This window comes from Amycolatopsis thermoflava N1165 (assembly GCF_000473265.1).
GTDB classification, from domain to species: Bacteria; Actinomycetota; Actinomycetes; order Mycobacteriales; family Pseudonocardiaceae; genus Amycolatopsis_E; species Amycolatopsis_E thermoflava.
Genome location: NZ_KI421511.1, coordinates 3,577,383 through 3,596,090, shown reverse-complemented (window position 1 = coordinate 3,596,090; position 18,708 = coordinate 3,577,383). Strand labels below are relative to the sequence as shown.

Below are 18,708 nucleotides of genomic sequence, written 5' to 3'. Positions count from 1 at the left end.
GCGGATGTGAGGTGCTACGGGCGCAGGGTGGCCACCTTGCCGGTCTCGAGCGCGACCCACACCTCGTCGTCCAGGACGGTCAGGCCGTGGGGTTCGGAGCCCGGGGTCGGCAGCGGGTGGTGGTCGAACTCGCCGTCGGCGGTGATGTGCCCGACGCGGTTCGCGCCCCATTCGGTGAACCAGCAGCCGCCGTCGCCGTCCGGGACGATCGCGTGCGGGCGCGCTTCGCGGTCGGGCAGCGGGAATTCGGTGACCTCGCCGTCCGGCGTGACGCGGCCGACCTGCCCGGCGCCGATCTCGACGAACCACACCGCCTGGTCGTCCGCGGTGATGCCGACCGGGGCGGCCTTTTCGGTGGGCAGGGCGAAGTGGGTGACCGCACCGCCGGTGGTGACGCGCGTGATCGTGTCCGCCTGGTTCAGCGTCACCCACAGCGCGCCGTCCGGCCCGGTGACTATTGTGGACGGATAGGAACCGTTTACTCCCAGGGGGAATTCCTCGATGGCGCCGTCGGCGAGGCGGCCCACGCGATCGGTGTTCATCTCGGTGAACCACATCGCGCCGTCCGGGCCCGCGGTGATTCCGTACGGACCGCACTCCGGCGGGAGTTCGACGGAGGTCGCCGTGCCGTCGGTGGTGATCCGGCCGATGCGGTGGTCGTGCAGGCGGCTGAACCAGAGCGCGCCGTCCGGGCCGGGGGCGACGACGGCCGGCCCGCAGCCCGGATCGAGGTCGAAAACCCGTGTGCCGCCGGAGATTCGCGCGATCTGGCCACTGTGGACGAGCGTGACCCACACGGCGCCGTCCGGCCCGGCGGTGATCCCGTAGGGCCCCTTGCCCGGGACGGTGAGTTCGTCGATCTGCACGTGCCGCCTCCCTAATGCGACGGTTGTCGCGCTAAGATGATGGCATGAACGACTCGGCACCCGCAACCGGATTGCGCAGGCCCGGCGGCCGCACCGCCCGCACGCGTGCGCTTGTGCTCGACGCCGTGACGTCCCTGCTGGTGGAGGCCGGGTACGACGGGCTGAGCATCGACGCGGTGGCGGAGCGCTCGGGTGTGCACCGGGCCACGGTCTACCGGCGGTGGCGGGACGTGGGCGGATTGCTGGCGGACGTGTTCGACGCGGCCGCGGGGGACGAGTGGGTCCCGGCCGACACGGGTTCGCTCGTCGGCGACCTCATCGCGCTCAACCAGGAGGTGTTCGAGTCGTTGCGGGACGAGACGTCGGTGACGCGGGCGCTGATCGCCGCGTCGTTCCGGTCCGCGCAGGCCGCGGCGGCGTTGCGCGGGTTCTGGCGGGACCGGTACCGGCGGTGCGAGGTGGTCGTTTCGCGGGCTCGGCGGCGCGGCGAAATCGTGGGCGAGGTGGACGCGCACCGGTTGCTGGTGGCCGCGACGGCGCCGCTTTACCACCGGCTCGTCCTAATGGGTGAACCGCCGCAGGCGGAAATGGCCGAACAGGCCGCGCGGGACGCGGCCTGTTCGGCTTTGCCGGTTATCGGTGGACCCGGTTACCAGGCCCGTCCGACGGAGTAGGAACTGGTCCAGATGTTCTGCAGCCGGACCGTGTCGCCGGATTCGGGGGCGGCCCAGATCTTGTTGTTCCCGGCGTAGATCCCCACGTGGTAGACGCTGCCACCGCTGGAGAAGAACACCAGGTCACCGGGCCGCATGTCCGACTTGGACACACTGCGCACGGCGGCCCGCTGGTCGCGGGCGGTGCGCGGCAGATCGATCCCGACCTGCTTGTGGGCGTACTGCGTCAGGCCGGAGCAGTCGAACCCGCCGGGTGTCTCACCGCCCGATCGGTAGGGCGTCCCGGCCTGTGCAGCGGCCGCGTTCACGATGCGATCACCGGTGGACAGCTGGGTCGCGCCGGCCGGCGCGGTGAACCCCAGCAGGGCGGCGGTCGCGATGGCGCAGGTGATCGGAATGGCGATCATCCTGCGTATTCGAGTGGGCACGGTATGAACCCCTCCTTCAGTCCTTGAAGGCATTTCGGTTCTTCTTTCCGGAACTGACCCACCGGCCGGAGTCAGAACCAGCGACCGAATTCCCAGGGCACCGATCACGAAACGGTATACACCCGGAATGGTGAATTAGAACACCATCCGCTTGCGGGTTTCGCAGGCGTGCGTGCGGCTACGTGTTGTAGCAGGGGTTTAACTGCTGGTCTTCGGCCGGTGTCGCGCGAGGGAACCTGTCGGGCGTACGAGCGGGCCACTCGCAGCGGTGCGGGTGGTCATCTCGCGGCTCGGCAACGGCACGACTGCCCCCGGCGAAGGCGAATGGGGCCGGCGGCGCGCAATGCGGCCTGGCAGTGCGAACCTGCGTGGAGGCTACGGGCGAACCCCGGCCGGCAGCGGTGCGAACCCGCGCTGGCAAGACGAACCCGCGCCGGCCGCCTGTGCGGACTCGCGCCGGCCGCCCGTGCGACCCCGCGCCCGCCGCCCGTGCGGACTCGCGCCGCCGCCCGTGCGGACTCGCGCCCGCCGCCGTGCGACCCCGCGCCCGCCGCCATGCGGACTCGGGTCGCCAGGCGCGCGAACCCTCGCCACCAGCGTGGGAACCCGCGCCGACAGCCGTGCGGACCCGCGCCGCCGACCGCGACCCCGCGCCACCAGTCACGCGCACCCGCACCGCCGGCCGCGCAAACCCGCCCTCGCTACACAACCGACCGCCGCCGAGCGCTCAAACCCGCGCCGGCTCCGCCAGGTCGAACCGCACCTGCAACCCCGGCCGCGCCTGTGCCGCCTTGTCGACGTCCTCGGCCACCACCACCGCGATCACCGGGTAGCCGCCGGTCACCGGGTGGTCGGCGAGGAACAGCGTCGGCTTCCCGGACGGCGGCACCTGTAGCGCCCCGGTCACCATGCCCTCGCTCACCAGCTCGCCGTGCCGCGCCCGCGGCAGCACCGGGCCCTCCAGCCGAATTCCGATCCGGTTGCTCTCCGACGTCACCGCGTACGGCTGGGCCAGCAGCGTCCGCAACGCCGACTCCGTGAACCAGTCGTCCCGCGGCCCGGGCAGGATCCGCAGCGCCAGTTCGTCCGACGGGGGCGCCGCGACCGGCGTGAAGCGCGGCGGCAGCGGCGGCGCGGCAGCCGCCCCGATCGGCAGCAACACCCCGCGCCGCAACGGGTCCGGGCCCAAGCCGGACAACAGGTCGGTCGCCCGGGAGCCGAGCACCGGCTCCACCGCGATGCCGCCCCGCACGGCCACGTAACTGCGCAACCCGGTCGCCGGCCAGCCCAGCCGGAACTCGGCCCCGGCCGGGACCCGCAGCGCGGCGTTCATCGGCGCGCCCATCCGGTCGATCGTGATCGGGCACGGCGCGCCGGTCACCGCGATCGTCACCTCGGCGGTCGCGCGCGCCGCGAAGCCGCCGAAGGTCACCTCGATCCCGGCAGCGCCTTCGTCGTTGCCCGCCAAGCGGTTCGCCAACCGCAGCGAGGCCCGGTCAGCGGCGCCGGACTCCGTCACGCCGATGTCGGCGTACCCGGGCCGGCCCAGGTCCTGCACGGTCGACAACGGACCGCTGTCGACGACCTCGAGCACGGCGGCCATGACAACTCCGATTCGTTTCGGGTGCCGTGACCGTACAGATTGTTGAACGATCCTGCAAGAGGAATCTGTGACAGATGAACCCGAAACGTCAAAAACCGAAGAGGTCGTCCTGCCTCCGCGGGGCCGGCCTGCACCGGGGGCACGGCGCCTCGCGCGAAGTGATCAGACCGGTCACGGGATCGACGTCGGTCTCCAGGATCCAGCCCCCCGAGTCCCCGCACGTCCGGCAGAGGGTGCTCGTGTCAGCCATGGTCAGCCTGCCCATCTTCCCCCTCGATGGTCGTTACCCGATCGAGTGTGCGCCGCGGCGCTGGCGGATCGACCGCACCCGCCTGACCGCCCGCGAAGATCGAAACCGCAGGTCAGAAGGTCCGGTACGGCGCGACCACGGCGGGGCTGCGGGTGTCCACGACGGACTCAGGAGACGTAGGCCTGCAGCCGCGCGGTGCGCGATTCCTCCCGCAGCTTGCCCAGCGTCCGCCGCTCGATCTGGCGGATCCGCTCGCGCGTCACGCCCAGCTCGCGCCCGACCTCCTCGAGCGTGCGCTGACGGCCGTCGTCCAGACCGCAGCGCAGCCGGATCACCTGCTGCTCCCGTGGTTTCAGCGTGGACAGCAGCTCGTCGATCTCCCGGCGCAGCACGTGGTAGGACGCGGGCACGCCGGGCCGGTCCGGGTGGCACAACAGATCCGCGAGCACGCTGCTGCCGTCCGTGCCGACGGTCTGGTCGAGGCTGATCGGCTCTTCGTTGTAGGAGAGCAGCTCGATCACCTGGAACGGCGTCAGGCTCAGCTCCGCGGCGATGTCCTCGTGGCCCGGCTCCCGGCCCAGCCGCGCGGCCAGTTCGCGGCGCGCGGCCAGCACGCGGTTGACCTGTTCGGCCAGGTGCACCGGGATGCGGATGGTGCGGGACTGGTCGGCCAGCGCGCGGCTGATCGCCTGCCGGATCCACCACGTCGCGTAGGTGGAGAACTTGAAGCCTGGCGTGTAGTCGTACTTCTCCACGGCGCGGATCAGACCGAGGTTGCCCTCCTGGATGAGGTCCAGCAGCGACATGCCGCGGCCGGTGTAGCGCTTGGCGATGCTCACCACCAGCCGCAGGTTCGCCTCCAGCAGCCGGTTCTTGGCCTCCCGGCCCTCCTCGGCGATCGTGAGCAGGTCGGCGCGCCGCTGCGGATCGAGCACCCGCGTGGTCGCGAGCAGGTGCTGGGCGTAGAGCCCGGCCTCGATCCGTTTGGCGAGCGTGACCTCCTCCTCGATGGTCAGGAGGCCGGCGCGGCTGATGCCGGTGAGGTACGCGCGGACCGGATCGGCCGGCTCGAAGAGCGGTGGGGTCACCTGCCGTTGCCTCCGACAAGCCAGGGGGAGTCTGCTACGCCTGACAGAGTGGCCGAACGCGCTGGCACGGAACCGACAGCCGGGCGGCGTGCGTCGAAGCGGAAAAGGCCAGGTCATCGGAAACCCGGTCGCGCCGGAGTGCGGTACGGTGCGGGTCGGCTACGGGACCGCCGTGCGCACCGCGGATTTTCGCCGGGTGATCACGGCCGGGTCCGGGGATATCGTTGGCTGGTGGAAGGGGCTCCGCAGGTGATCACGACTGGCCAGCAGCCGCAGGCAGCCGCGCAGTTCGACGCGCGCGGCGGCGGCTCCGCCGAGCTGCGCGCCCAGGCCAGAGGGCAGGCGTGGTTCCGGCCCGTGCGCGGCCGCGGGCGGCTCGGTGTGGTGAGCCTCGCCCGGCTGCTGGCGTTCGAGATCGTGCTGGTGGTCGTCGCCGCGGTCGGCGTGCAGGAACTGTGGGCGCTGATCGCCGCGGGCGTGATCGGGCTCGCGGTGATCGTCGGGATGTTCGGCCGCTCGAAGGGCCGCTGGTGGACCGAGAGCCTGATGCTGTGGATGGGTTTCCGGTCGCGCCGCGGCACTTCGGGGGAGAAGCGGGACGACCCGCGGTTGACCGCGCTGTGCGAGCTGGCGCCGGACCTCGTCGTCGAGGACATCGACGGGCCGGGGGAGACCAAGCTCGGCATGGGCAGTGACGAGGCGGGCTGGTTCGCCGTGCTCGAGGTGTCCGGCGGCGCGGACGTGGCGACCCCGCCGGTGCCGCTGGCCGCGCTGGCCCGCACCGCCGCCGAGGCCGAGCAGGCGGGCGTGGTGATGCAGGTCGTCACGCACTCGGTGCCCGGCCGCGAGCCCGGGACGCGTGACCGCGCCCTGTGGGTCGCGGTGCGCCTGGACGCGCGGGCCGTCGCCGAGTCGATGATCGATTCGCCGGGCGGGCGCCTCGACGTGCCCGCCGTGCTGGCCGAGATCACCCGCCGCGCCGAGCGCGTGCTGCGCCGGCGCGGGCTGCGGGCGCGGATGCTGACCGCGGACGAGGTCGTCGACGCGCTCGCCCGCTCCTGCGACCTGCTGCCCGGTGGCGGCCCGGCGCGGGTGCACGAGGCCTGGGAGTCGTGGCACTCCACGCGCCTGACCCACGGGTGCTTCTGGATCCAGTCCTGGCCGGACCCCGACCGCGGCACCGGGCTGCTCGCCGCGCTGGCCGAGCTGCCCGCGGACCTGGTCAGCATCGCGCTGCTGCTGGAGCCGTCGTTCGACGGGACCACGCTGCGCTGCCTGGTCCGGGTCGCCGCGACGGCGCAGCGGTATCCGCAGGTGTGCGACCTGGTGAAGACGCTGGCCGGGCGCAACGGCGCCCGGGTGTCGCGTTTGGACGGTCAGCACGGCCCGGCCGTGTATGCTTCGGCACCGAGCGGGGGAGGTGCACGATGAACGCTGGACAGTACCCACCGTCGCGGCCGCAGCCGCCGGCACAGGCGATGCCGCGGCCCATGCCGCCGGCGCAGGCCCAGCCCGGGCCGCCGCCCGCGCAGCAGCAACACCAGCACATGCCGCCCGGTCAGGCCGTGCTCGGGGCGCCCGCGATGCCGCAGGCGCCCGCCGTCGTCAACGTGGCGGCCCCGGCGCCGCAGACCCAGCAGGCAGGCTCGGCCGAGGCGGCCACCGCGACGACGGTCGAGGTCGCCCGTCCCGCGCTGGCCGTCGGCGTGCCGACGCCGATGCCGCCGCAACCGCCCGGTCCCGGCCCGGCCGGCCCGGCCGCGGGCGCGGCGCGCGAGCACCGCGACTGGCGTACCCGGCGGCACCGCTCGATCCCGCGGCTGCGCATCGGGGCGCACCACGCGTCCGACGCGGCGCTGGAGTTGCTCCAGGTGTCCGCGTCGTCGGTGGGGCTGCCGCTCGGGCGGGACCAGAACGGGTTCCCGGTGGCGCTGACGTTGTTCCGCCCGGAGCCGGTGTCGGTGAGCCTGATCGGCGGCGCCTGGGCGGCGCGGCTGATGGCGTACCGCGCGTTGCGGGCCGGCGCGCGGCTGCTGGTGTTCTCGCAGCACCCGGCGGACTGGGTCCAGCTCGGACAGTCGGCGACCGGCCGCACCGACCGGGTCGCCGTGGTGGCGCCGGGTTCGCCGCCCGCGGTCACCGCCAGCGCCGACGCGCCCGTGCTGTGCCTGCACGACGCGCCCCAGTCGCAGAGCGAGCCGGAGGCGTGGCAGACGCGGGTGCTGCTGCACCGGCGGCTCACGCCCGAGCGGGTGGGTGCCGTGCCGGGCTCGGACCTGGTGCTCATGCAGCGGCTCACGCCCAACGAGGCGTCGCTGCTCGCCCCGGCGCTCCGGCTGGCCCAGCGGACGACCCAGCAGTTGCAGATGCTGCGGGACGACATGCTGGCCGTGCTGGCGGGGGAGACCAACCACTACGTGTGGGTGGACCCGGCGCCTGCCGAGCGAGCGCGCCTGGGACGGCCCGGGCGGTACTGACTCCGGGCGGGGAAGGCCGACCCGCCTGCCGGTCTTCCCCGCCCGGTCCCTTGCGGCTGGGTCTCGGGTGCCGACCACTCCCGCCCCCGATTTCTTGTGGCTGGGGGCCGACCGCCTCCCGCTTGGTCCCTTGTGGCTGGGGCGACCTCCCCCGCCCCCGATGCCTGATTGTGTCTCAGTCGCCGAGCGGGGTTGTCAAGGCGGGAAAGCGTGCCTTGACAACCCCGGTCGGCGACCAAAGATCGGCTGTGGATCGGGGGCGGGGGAGGTCTGGTTGGGTGGTCGGTGCTGTTGCGTTGCCGGCTTGCCGTTCCCGGGCAAGGCAGCGCGGCCGCACTCACCCCCAGGAGAGTGCGGCCGCGCAGTTCCGGAAGGTCTACTTCGTCCAGATCAGCGGGGCGTCGCTGTACTCGTCGTCGTCGAACTCGGCTCCGGCGATCTGCGCGCCGTCCTGCGTGGCGGACAGGTCGCAGGCCTCGTACTTGGCGCCCGCCGTCGTGAAGTCCTTCGGGGCGCCGTCGTCGGTGCAGCTGCCCAGCTCGCCGGTGATCACCACGCCGGTCGGGCCGCCGTCGGCCATGGCGAGGCCGAAGTTCGGCGACGAGGCGAAGGCGTGGTCCGCGCCGTCGACGTTCTCCACGGTGTACCGGATGTAGTACGGCGTCAGCCCCTTGGCGCGGTCGCCGTACTGCTGCTCCATCGCAGCCTTGTCACCGGCCTCGACCGCGGTGACGGTGACCGCCGCGGTGCCCTTGTCCCATGAGATGACCGCGCGGTCGCCGACCTTGAGCTTGGTGCCCGGGGCGGTCTTCTCGGCCGCACCGGCGGGCGCCGCCTGCGCCGAGGAGCTCGGCGCCGCCGAGGACGACGAAGCCGCCGTGGTGGTGACCGGGCTGCTCGGCTCCTCGTCGCCCCCACCACAGGCCGACAGCGCCAGTACAGCGGCGGCGAGAACGGGCATTGCGACGATACGGGTGCTCTTCATGGAGGGGTGCAACTCTCTTTCCGGTGCGTCGGTCCACTTAGGACGACTTCAGCGTCTGTTGTGGATCCGACGCGCCGGAAAGCGGTTCAGTTCCGTCCGTCCAAGGCGGACGGTTCCGCGGGCCGGTACCGCTTGTCCGGCTCGCCGGCCGCCACGACAGGACCACCCGGCGTCTCGACCTCGAAGACCGACTCGTCGTTGACGGGCGCCTCCTCGTCCTTGCGGGCGACCCGCTTGGCCTGATCGGCGTGCACGACCGGCTTGGCGTGCCGGTCCGGGGCCACGACCACCGGCGTCGGCGCCTGCAGCACGTTGGGGATCTCACCCGCCGGAGCAGCCACGTACTCCTCTGCCGAGAACCGCCCGTCGAACACCGGGGTCGTGCCGGTCGGCAGGTTCGCCGCGAACTCCGAACCGGGCATCCCCGGCAGCACCGGGCGCTTGGGGCGCTCGCGCTGCTTCTCCGTGAAGGTCTTCTGCGGCGGCTTCCGGTGCGGGTTGGACAGCACCGGCGGCGCCCCCATGCCCAGGCCGCCCGGCGGCGTCGCCGGAGCTTCCGTCGTGCTGCCGCCCCGCCGGGTGCGCTTGGTGTTGTTCTCCAGCACCGGGGGAGCGGTGGTCGGCGGCGGCTGGAACGCCGGGGCCTGCTCGGTGTACCCACCGTCCGCGAAGCCTCCCGGCGGTGCGGCCTTGTCCACCTCGCGGGAGTTCGGCATCGACGTGCCGGGTGGCAATGGAGGCGGCGGCGTCGACGCGGTCGCCTGCTGCGCGACAGCCTTCGCCTCCATCTCCAGGTGGTCGTTGAAGGACTGCTCGCCGTACGAAGGAATGCCTGGCTGGTTCTCGCCCGGGGCCTTCTGCTGCGGCGTCTGGGGTACCTGCCCGCCCGGCGGTGGCGTGATCGTCCCCGGCGGGTAGAGGCTGTTCTGCGCCATCGAGGGCGGCAGCCCGCCGGGCGGCGCGCCAACGGCGTTCTTCAGCGAGACGTCGCCCAGGGTCGGCGGTGTGGCCGGCGGGGTCTTCGCGCCGGAGAACAGGCTGGGCGACAAGTTGTTCGCCGAAAACGCGTTCGGTGGGACCTTTCCGGCGCCGCCGTTGAACGCGAACGGCGTCGCCAGGGGCGGCACCCCACCGAACGCGGTCGGCGGGACGCCGGGCGCATCAGGAGGTGTGACGCCCGGCGGGGTCACGTTCGGCGTGGCGGGCGGGGTCCCCGGCGGGACCAGCTCAGGTGTTGCCGGCGGGGTGGCGGCCGGTGGGGTCGCGTTCGTCGTCGGCGGTGTGGCGTTCGGATCGCCCGGTGGGGTGCCGGGCGGCTGCCCGTTGGACGTGTTCGGGGGTGTGGCGTCCGGTGCGCCGGGCGGGTTCGCGCCAGGAGGCGTGGCGTTCGGTACCCCTGGTGGGTTGGCACCGGGCGTGCCGGGGGGTGTGGGCGGCGGCAGGGTCGGGATGTCGACGCCGATCGCGCTGGGGTGGACGATCGCGTCGAGCGGCGGGCTCAGCGCCTTCGCCCGGCCCGCGTTGAGCTTCGCGATGTAGGGCGCGTACTCACCGATGTACCTGTTGGCGAGATCCCGCGCCTTCTGGTTGTACTTCTCCTTCTCCTCCTCGACCTTGCGCTGGGGCATGATGTCGACGTACTGCCCGTTGGGCGCCACGGTCCCGGGTTTGTCGGCCAGCCACTGCAGCGCGCCGGTCACGTAGGCGTATTCGGTGTACAGCTTCTTCATCTCGGCCTGCGCCTCGTACATGACGTTCGACAGACCGTAGAGCGCCACCGAGTTCTTGATGGCCGCGTCCTGCCAGACCCGCAGGTAGGCCAGCGTCTCGCCGACCTTGCTCAGGAACACTTCCTTGGCGCCGGGCGACTCCCAGTTCTCCGCGAGCGTCCTGGTCTGCTCGCGGAGGGTGTCGGCGGTGTTCTGCAGAAGCTGCGAGATGTTGTTCCACTGCTGGGACCGGTCGGCGGTCGTGCCGGGCTGCTCACCCATGATCCACTTGTTGATGAGCTCGATGTCGGCGTTCTCGACCTGCGTGGCGGAGTCCTGGCCGCCGCCGTCTCCCTGGTCGCCGGTCTGCCCGTTCTCGTTGTTCTGGATGTCGGAGTAGTAGAAGGGCTTCGGACCGATGAGTGGGGGCCGCGGTGGCTGGTAGTTGGGAAGGAACGGGACCGGTGTGTAGCCCGGCTCCAGTGAGTTCGTGTTGTACCCGAAGTACGGGTCGTCCTCGTCCGCCATCGTCCGTCACATCCCCCCGGCGGCCCGCCGCGCCTGCTCCATCCGCTTCTCCGCGAGGTCCGCCCAGTCCTGACCGGTGACCGGGTTGCCCTGGACTCCGATGTGGCGGGTCTCGGACTTGTTCCCGTGCTCGTCCACCGAGTAGTAGTCCCGGATGTGCGTCCCGTCCTGGAAAGTGGTGGTGACGACGTGGTCGTAAGTCGTCGTTTGCTTGCCGTTGGCTGCGGTTTCGGTGTGGGTCGTGACCTCGTCGACCACGTTCGGCTTCACCTGGACCGGCTTGGTGCGGACCTCGCTCTTGCCCGCCGGTTTGCCGTTGACGTAGTTGGTGGTGGTCGTCACACCGGCCGGCGTGGTCGTGGTCTCGTAGACGGTGTTGCCCTTCTTGTCCGTGAGCGTCTCGGTGATGCCCGTCGACGTCCGGCTCACGGTGCGGGTGCCCCCGTCGTCGGTCCGGTAGACCTGCACCGTACCGCCGGGATAGCTGTACGAACCGATCAGCTTGTCCTCGCCAGGCTCGGCGGTCTCTTCGTCCTGCTTCTCCATCAGGCTGGAGAGCGTGCTCTTCTCGTCCAGGTAGTACGGGGCGTTCTCCGGCTTCTTGGCGCCGGGCATGCCCAGCGCCCACTGGATCGCGTTGAGCATTTCGGCGTTGTCGCCGTCCATGCCCTCGAACACGTCCGCCATGATGAGGGCGACCGAGGCGATCGCCGTGCAGTTCTGACCGATGGCGGGGAGGAACTGCGCCACCTCTCCGGCGTTGCGCGCCGCGAGCTGCTGCATCTGCGCTCCGGGCGGGAACCCGCCCGTGCTCATCGAGACGTCCTTGCCGACGCCCTGCAGCGAGGTCGACGCAGCCAGCGTGTCGCCCTGGAGGTTGCCCTGCAGCGTCGCGATGTTCTGGCCGTACCCCCGGAACGAGGTCGGCTCCATCTTGAGCGGTTTGCCCTCGTAGACCCAGCCGGCGATGGGCTGGGTCGGCCCCGAATCCGGTACCGGCCCCATGGTGTCCCTCCCTGACCTCGTGCTACCTGGCGAGCTGGGCAGCGGATGCCGCCCGGGGGTAGGGGTCGGACGGCACCCGCCTCCCTCAGGTAACCATCCCCTGTCAACCCCCGTGAAGTTCTTTCCTATTCGTCCGCGGGCAGGTGCGCGAGCTGGACCAGCCGCGCTCCGCCGCCACGGGTGATGAACCAGCCGCGGCCCGGGGGCAACTGCTGGGGCTTGATGTTGCCCAGCAGCGGCCCCTCTTCCCGGCTGCCCGACATCAGGATCCCCGGCGAGGCCAGGTCCCGGATCCGGGCGATCACCGGGTCGAACATCGCCCGCGCCGCGCCACCGGTGCGCCGGGTGACGACCAGGTGGAGCCCGATGTCGCGCCCCTGGGTCATGAACTCCAGCAGGTGGGTCAGCGGGTTGTCGTGCGGGTTCGGCGCGACCAGGTCGTAGTCGTCGACCAGGATGAACAGCTCCGGTCCGCTCCACCAGCTCCGGGAGCGGAGCTGCTCCGGCGTGATGTCACCTCCCGGCAGTCGCTTCTGCATCGCGTCAATGGTCAGACGCGTCATTTCCTGAACGGTTCCGCTCGTCGTCGCGTAACCGATCAAGTACTCGTCCGGGACGAGGCCGAGCATGCTTCGCCGGAAGTCGATGAGGGCGATCTGCGCCTCGTCCGGGCTGTAGCGGGTCATGATGCTCTTGGCGAGCGCCCGCAGGAACGTGCTCTTTCCGGACCCCACGTCGCCGAAGAGGACCAGGTGCGGTTCGGTGACGAAGTCCAGGCGGACCGGCTGCAGGTCGGTCTCGGAGATGCCGATCGGGATCCCCTTCCCGTCCGGTGCGGGCAACTCGGAGTACGGCAGCTCGGCCGGGAGCAGGCGGACCCGCGGGGCGCGCGGGCCGGTCCAGACGCCGCTGATCGTCTCCACCAGGTGCTGGACGCCGTCGGCGAGATCGTCGGCGGTCTCCCTGCCGTCGATCCGCGGCACGCCGGACAGGAAGTGCATGCCGTCCGGCGACAGGCCGCGCCCGGGGGACTGCTCCGGGACACCGGCGGCCTGACGGCGCCCGATCACGGAGTCGACGGGATCGCCGAGCCGAAGCTCGATCCGGCTGCCGAACATGTCGCGGACGTTCATCCGCAGGTCCAGCCAGCGGTTCGAGCTCGTGACGACGTGGATGCCGAACGCCAGCCCGCGGTTGATCAGCTCGTTGATCGCCGGTTCGAGGTCCTCGAACTCCGAGCGGATCGTGCCCCAGCCGTCGATCACCAGGAACAGGTCGCCGAAGCGGTCCTCGGGGAACCTGCCCTCGCGCAACTGCTTCCGGTAGGTCGCCATGCCGTCGATGCCGTGCTCGGAGAACCGCTGTTCCCGCTCGGCGAGCAGCGTCCGCGCCTCGGCGATGCTGCGCCGCACGCGGTCCACCTCCCGGCGGGTGGCCACCCCGCCGACGTGGGCGAGGTCCCGCATCGCGGTCAGGCCGCCGCCGCCGAAGTCGAGGCAGAAGAACTGCACCTCCGCGGGGGTGTGGGTGAGCGCGAGACTGCCGATGATCGTGCGGATCACGGTGCTCTTGCCGCTCTGCGGGCCACCGACGACGGCGATGTTGCCGCCCGCGCCGGAGAGGTCGAGCCAGCACACGTCGCGGCGCTGGTCGGCCGGGCGGTCGATGACGCCGGCCGCGGCCCGCAGCGCCCCGACGTACTCGGTCTGGCCCGTCGTGAGGCCGCGCTGGGGGTCGTGCACCAGGGGTTCGAGCAGCTTGTCCAGCGACGGCGGCTCGGCCAGCGGCGGCAGCCACACCTGGTGCGCCGCCACGCCCTTGCCTTCGAGTCGCTCGACCAGCACGTCCATCAGCGTCTCGCCGAGCTCGTCGGACTCGGCGGGCTTCGGCTGCTCCAGCGGCTTCTCCGCCAGGCGGGGCCGCAGGTACGCCGTCGAGTAGTCCTGCACCGGGTCGATCTGCCGGCCCTCGTCGTCGGTGTGCTGGACCGTGCCGCGCCGGTGCACGCCGGAGACGTAGGCGGCCTTGAACCGGGTCAGCTCGTCGACACCGGTCTTGAGGAAGCCGTTGCCGGGGGAGCGGGGCAGCTGGAACGCGTCCGGCGTGCCGAGCACGACCCGGCTCTCCATCGCGGAGAACGTCCGCAGCGCTATGCGGTAGGACAGGTGCGAGTCCAGCCCGCGCAGCCTGCCCTCCTCCAGCCGCTGCGACGCGAGCAGCAGGTGAACACCGAGCGAACGGCCGACGCGTCCGATCTGGACGAACATGTCGATGAAGTCCGGCCGCGCGGTCAGCAGCTCGGAGAACTCGTCGACCACGATCAGCAGCGCGGGCAGCGGGTCGAGCGGGGCGCCGGCGGTGCGGGCCTTCTCGTAGTCGCGCTGGGAACCGTAGTTGCCCGCCTTGCGCAGCAGCTCCTGCCTGCGCACCAGCTCGCCGCCGATCGCGTCGAGCATGCGGTCCACCAGGTGCAGCTCGTCGGCCAGGTTGGTGATCACCGCGCTGGTGTGCGGCAGCCGGTCGAGCTTGGTGAACGTGGCGCCACCCTTGAAGTCCACCAGCACGAAGTTCAGGATCTCCGAATCGTGCGTGACGGCCAGCGCCAGCACGAGCGTGCGCAACAGCTCGGACTTGCCGGAGCCGGTGGCGCCGACCAGCAGGCCGTGCGGGCCCATGCCGTCCTGTGCGGACTCCTTGAGGTCCAGCTCCATCGGGCGGCCGTCGGCGGTGATGCCGATCGGGACGCGCAGCCGGTCCCGGTTGGACCGCGCCTCCCAGCTCTTCGCGAGGTCGAACTCGTACGGGTCGCCCAGCCCGAGCAGGTCGGTCAGCTCCAGCGAACCGGACAGCGGCTGCTCGCTCGCGGTCAGCGCGGACAACCGCAGCGGCGCGAGGGTGCGCACGAGACCGCGCATCTCCTCGACGTCCAGGCCGTCGGCGGTGCCGATGTTGCCCGCGCCGTCCATGGTGCGGCTGGTGAGGTTGCCTTCGGGCGAGACGTCGAGGACCAGCGTGGCCGAGTCGAGCAGGCGCGGCGGCTCGCCGGAGAGGTCGATGACCGTGACACCCTCGACGCCGCCCTCGATCATCAGGTGCTCGGACCCGCCGGTGTCGCCGCCGTCGACGAACACCACCACGTGCGTGGAGCCCTCGATCGGCTGCGTGCCCGGGTTGAAGCGCGGCCGGTTGGCGAGCACGTCGTCGAGCATGGCCTCCAGAGCGGTGACGCTCGGCGCGACGAGCCGGATCTGGCCGACCGCGTCGGTCTTGGTCGGGTGCAGCGCGTGCGGCAGCCACTTGGCCCAGTCCCACAGCTCACGCTCGCGCACGCAGAACGCGGTCAGCACGTCGCCGGGGGCGTGGAAGGTGCCCAGCTGCGCGACCAGCGCCCGCGCCATCGCGCGCTTGCGGTCGTCGTCGCCGGTCAGGTAGATGCGCGAGAACCCGCGCAGCGCGACCGCGACCGGCAGGTCCGGCACCGTCGAATAGGTGGTGACGAACTTCCGCAGGGCCATCGCGCACAGCGGTTCCAGCTCGTCGATCGGTTTGGTCTCCGGCGGCACCAGGGGCGTGGCCAGCTCCTGCGAGCCGAGCCCGATCCGGATGACCGTGAAGTCCCAGTCGCCGGGACGGCGTTCCCACACGCGCGCGCTCTGGGCCGTCGACCACAGCCGCGACGGGTCCGGGTGGCGGTAGAACATCGCCTTGCGCTGCTGGTCGATCGTGTCCCGCACCTGCGCGCGCAGCTGCGAGAGCCGTCGCATGTACCGGCGGCGGTTGGCGATCATCTCCTGCTTGCTCGCGCCCTGCCCGCCCTGGCTGATGATCTGGAACAGGATCATGCCGAGCACCGCGACGCCGTAGAGACCACCGGCGACGTACATCAGCGGACCGGACCGCCCCGCGCCGATCAGCAGGGCCATGCCGCCGGTGCCGGCGAGCATGGGCAGGATCATCAGCACCCGCGACCAGCTCTTGCCCGCGGGCGGCGGGTTCTCCGGTGGCGGGTCGAGCACCACGTCGCCTGATGGCAGGTCAGGCGCGGGCCGCCGGAGTGGCCGCTTGACTATGATCGTTCCCAAGACCGAAAACCTCCCGAGCGCCCGGGTGCGCCAGCATAGAGCTTTCCGCCAGCCTAGTGTCGCGCTTTAATTGATACTCTCCCAGCCGGTCTCGGGGTCCAATTTGGAGGTAGGGGCAGCATGACGTCGGCGATGGGCACGACCCTCGCGAAGGTGAGCATCACGACCCCGAAACGCGGGATCGACGTCGCGCTCCCGGAGAACGTGCCGGTCGCGGAACTGCTGCCCTACATCCTGCGGCACGCGGGCGAGGACGCGCCGGACACCGGCGAGCAGCACGGCGGCTGGTCGCTGCGGCGCCCCACCGGCGAACTGCTCGAAGGCAGGCAGACGCTCGCCGCGCAGCAGGTGCGCGACGGCGAGATCCTGCACCTCGTCCCCGGCCCGGTCGACTGGCCCGAGATCGAGTACGACGACCTGGTCGAGGCCATCGCCAGCGGCGCGCGGCGGTACGGCCGCAGCTGGGGCCGCGCGGCCACCCGGCGCGCCGGGCTGGTCGTCGCCGCGGTGCTGTTGTGCGGCGGCAGCCTGGTCTCGCTGTTGTTCGAACCACCGTGGCTGGACGCGGGCCTGATCATGCTGTCCGCCGCGGTGGTCCTGACCGCGCTGGGCATCGTGGTGGCGCGGGCGGTGCCGGACGCGTACGCGGGGGCGGTGTTCGCCGGATCGGCGCTGCCGTACGCCTTCCTCGGCGGGTACCTGCCGACCGCGCCGGACCACCAGGGGCTGTTCTCGTTCGGTTCGGCGCAGTTGCTGCTGGGGACCATTTCGCTGCTGGTCTTCGGCATCGTGGGCTACCTCGGGGTGGGCGCGATGAGCCGCGTGTTCGTCGCCGCGATCAGCACCGGGTTCCTCGGCGCGCTGGGGGCGCTGTTCGGCGGGTGGATGGACCCGGACGCGGCCGGCGCGCTGGTCCTGACCATCGCGATCGGCCTGCTGCCCGGGTACCCGTGGCTGTCGCTGCGGCTGGGCCGGGTCCCGCTGCCCGCGCTGCCGCAGCGGTCGGCGGACCTGCTCAAGGACGAACCGCACCCGGCCACCCCGGCCGTGTTCGACGCCGCGGCGCGCGCCGACGAACTGCTCACCGGTTTCCTCACCGGCGCCGCGCTGATCAGCGCGTTCTCGTCGATCTTCCTCGCCGCGCACGGCGGTGGCTCGCGGTTGATCATGCTGATCCTCGCGTGCGCGGCGCTGCTGCTGCGGGCCCGGCTGTTCCCGGTGCCGCGCCAGCGGATCCCGCTGCTGGTCGCCGGGCTGTGGGTGTTCGCGCTGCTGGCCGACTGGTGCTTCGGCACCGCGTCCGGCAACGGCGGGATCGGGCTGTTCCTGCTGGCGCTGGTGGTGATCGCGCTGCTGGTCGCGGCCGCCGGGCTGGTCTACAGCCGCAAGAACCCGTCGCCGTGGTTCGGCCGCATCGCGGACATCGTGGACGTCATGGCTATCGTGGCCCTGATCCCGTTCGCGGGATTCATCACCGGATTCTTCGCATACGTCCAGGGCCTGATGGCCTCGATCGGCTGAGGGATAGGCGTGCCCACTCGTCGCGACCAGCTGCAGGCCTACCAGTTCATGATGCAGCGGGTCACCTCCGCGCTCATCGTGCACGAGACCGATCCGGAGCTGACCCCGTTGCGGCGCGGTGTGGGCGCGGTGTTCGCCGGGGTGATGATCGCGGTGCTGGTCGCCGCGGGCTTCGGCGTTTACGGGGTGTTCACCGGAGTCGGTGGCACGTCCTGGAAAACCGACGGCGCGGTGATCATCGAGCGGGAGACCGGCGCGACGTTCGTGTACTCCTCCGGCGAGCTGCAGCCGACCCTGAACTACGCCTCCGCACGGTTGCTGACCAGCGCGGACAAGGCCGGACCGCACCGCGTGGCCGGCAAGGACCTCGCCGGGCTGCCGCGCAAGCCCGCCGTGGGCATCCCCGGCGCGCCGGCCTCGCTGCCGCCCGCGAACCGTGCGACCGCGACGCCGTGGACGATGTGCTCGGTGCTGGGTCAGAATCTGGCCGGCGCACCGCTGACCACGACGACGTTGATGGTCGGGCAGTCGATGCCGGGCGGCGTCCCGCTCGGGCAGCGCGCGATCCTGGCTCGCGACTCCACGGACGGCACCGTCTACCTGGTGTGGAACAACCACCGCTACCGGATCACCGACGCCGCCGTGATCCGCTCGGTGTTCGGCGCTCAGGCCGGCCCCGTCGAAGCGGGCACCGCCTGGCTGAACGGGCTTCCCGTGGGGCAGGACCTCGGCCGCATCGACGTGCCCGGCCAGGGCGCACCGTCCTCTGTGCTCAGTGGTTTCCAGGTCGGCGACGTGGTCTACTACCCGCTGTCCCGCGGCGTGCAGTACTACCTGGTCCGGCAGGAGGGACTGGCCCCGCTGACGGAGTTGCAGGTGCGGATCATCTCCGGCCAGTACTCCGTGCAGCCCAAGGAGATCCCCGCCGCGGCCGCGAACGCGGCGCCGACCAGCAACGCGCTGGTGCCGGCCGAGGGCGAGGCGGCCCCGCCGTCGCTGCCGCCGGAGCTGGCCACCGTACCCGACGAGGGCCGCGCGGCCCTGTGCGCGGAGACGCACGACGCCCGCACCGACCCGGTGATCTCGGTCGGCGGTGACCCGAACGCCATGGCCGCGGCCATCACGACCAGCGTGGAGAGCGGCACCGGCACGAAGCTGGCCGACCGCGTGCTGGTCCCGCCGGGCAGCGTCGCCGTGGTGCGGGTGCTGCCATCGGCCACGGCGACCACGGGTGCGTACACGCTGGTCACCGACACCGGCCTGCGCTACCCGGTGCCGTCCGAGGACGTGCTCGGTCAGCTGGGGTACGCGGCCTCGTCGGCGGTGGACATGCCGGCGGCGCTGGTGCAGCGCATCCCCGAGGGCCCGACGCTGAACCCGTCGGCCGCGATGGTGTCGGCCGTCCCGTAGTCGGCCCGCACCTGGCGTCGGTGAAGATCTGACGGAAAGCCTTGACCAGCGGTTTTGCTCCATGCGAGGGTGGTACGGGGCG

At 71.8% G+C, this 18,708-nt stretch carries 13 protein-coding genes; 5 read left to right on the top strand and 8 right to left on the bottom strand.

Annotation, left to right across the window (positions count from 1 at the left end):
• Positions 1-14: 14 nt before the first annotated feature.
• Positions 15-866 (bottom strand): Vgb family protein, encoded by an 852-nt coding sequence (locus AMYTH_RS0117580; protein WP_027931439.1) that lies wholly within the window; start codon positions 864-866, stop codon positions 15-17.
• A 44-nt stretch (positions 867-910) separates the two neighbouring features.
• Here AMYTH_RS0117580 and AMYTH_RS0117575 point away from each other — a divergent pair, with 44 nt between their 5' ends.
• On the top strand, positions 911-1,540 hold the full coding sequence (locus AMYTH_RS0117575; protein ID WP_027931438.1) for a TetR/AcrR family transcriptional regulator: 630 nt from the start codon (positions 911-913) through the stop codon (positions 1,538-1,540).
• Here AMYTH_RS0117575 and AMYTH_RS0117570 read toward each other — a convergent pair.
• The 3 genes from AMYTH_RS0117570 to AMYTH_RS0117555 form a co-directional block, all read right to left on the bottom strand.
• Positions 1,516-1,947, bottom strand: a complete 432-nt coding sequence (locus AMYTH_RS0117570) for a C40 family peptidase (protein ID WP_123683212.1) — start codon at positions 1,945-1,947, stop codon at positions 1,516-1,518. The genes AMYTH_RS0117575 and AMYTH_RS0117570 overlap by 25 nt on opposite strands.
• A gap of 748 nt (positions 1,948-2,695) precedes the next feature.
• Complete coding sequence (locus AMYTH_RS0117565) at positions 2,696-3,571, bottom strand: 5-oxoprolinase subunit C family protein (protein ID WP_027931436.1); 876 nt, start codon at positions 3,569-3,571, stop codon at positions 2,696-2,698.
• Positions 3,572-3,988: 417 nt separating this feature from the next.
• Complete coding sequence (locus tag AMYTH_RS0117555) at positions 3,989-4,909, bottom strand: sigma-70 family RNA polymerase sigma factor (protein WP_020416771.1); 921 nt, start codon at positions 4,907-4,909, stop codon at positions 3,989-3,991.
• A gap of 231 nt (positions 4,910-5,140) precedes the next feature.
• Between AMYTH_RS0117555 and AMYTH_RS0117545 the strand changes: the two genes are divergently transcribed.
• Both AMYTH_RS0117545 and AMYTH_RS0117540 read left to right on the top strand, forming a co-directional pair.
• A complete protein-coding gene (locus AMYTH_RS0117545) occupies positions 5,141-6,340 on the top strand; it encodes a type VII secretion protein EccE (protein WP_228684842.1) in 1,200 nt (399 codons plus the stop codon).
• Positions 6,337-7,386: a hypothetical protein gene (locus AMYTH_RS0117540; RefSeq protein ID WP_027931434.1), complete on the top strand. Its 1,050-nt coding sequence runs from the start codon at positions 6,337-6,339 to the stop codon at positions 7,384-7,386. Before AMYTH_RS0117545 ends, AMYTH_RS0117540 begins: the two co-directional genes overlap by 4 nt.
• 376 nt (positions 7,387-7,762) lie before the next feature.
• Here the strand turns inward: AMYTH_RS0117540 and AMYTH_RS0117535 are convergent, their stop codons facing one another.
• From AMYTH_RS0117535 to AMYTH_RS0117520, 4 genes are all read right to left on the bottom strand, one after another.
• Entirely contained in the window at positions 7,763-8,371 is a 609-nt protein-coding gene (locus AMYTH_RS0117535; RefSeq protein WP_027931433.1) for a hypothetical protein, read from the bottom strand.
• Between the two features lie 86 nt (positions 8,372-8,457).
• Positions 8,458-10,608, bottom strand: a complete 2,151-nt coding sequence (locus AMYTH_RS0117530; RefSeq protein WP_027931432.1) for a hypothetical protein — start codon at positions 10,606-10,608, stop codon at positions 8,458-8,460.
• A 6-nt stretch (positions 10,609-10,614) separates the two neighbouring features.
• The gene (locus AMYTH_RS0117525; RefSeq protein WP_027931431.1) at positions 10,615-11,613 is read right to left on the bottom strand and encodes a hypothetical protein; all 999 of its coding nucleotides are present in this window, start codon (positions 11,611-11,613) and stop codon (positions 10,615-10,617) included.
• Between the two features lie 125 nt (positions 11,614-11,738).
• Entirely contained in the window at positions 11,739-15,695 is a 3,957-nt protein-coding gene (locus AMYTH_RS0117520; protein ID WP_027931430.1) for a type VII secretion protein EccC, read from the bottom strand.
• Positions 15,696-15,815: 120 nt separating this feature from the next.
• On the opposite strand from AMYTH_RS0117520, the gene eccD reads away from it, so the two are divergent.
• A complete protein-coding gene (eccD, locus tag AMYTH_RS0117515; RefSeq protein WP_027931429.1) occupies positions 15,816-17,216 on the top strand; it encodes a type VII secretion integral membrane protein EccD in 1,401 nt (466 codons plus the stop codon).
• Between the two features lie 9 nt (positions 17,217-17,225).
• Positions 17,226-18,626 carry a type VII secretion protein EccB gene (gene eccB, locus AMYTH_RS0117510; protein WP_027931428.1) on the top strand — a complete coding sequence of 467 codons (1,401 nt, stop codon included), beginning with the start codon at positions 17,226-17,228 and terminating at the stop codon, positions 18,624-18,626.
• Positions 18,627-18,708: the final 82 nt, after the last annotated feature.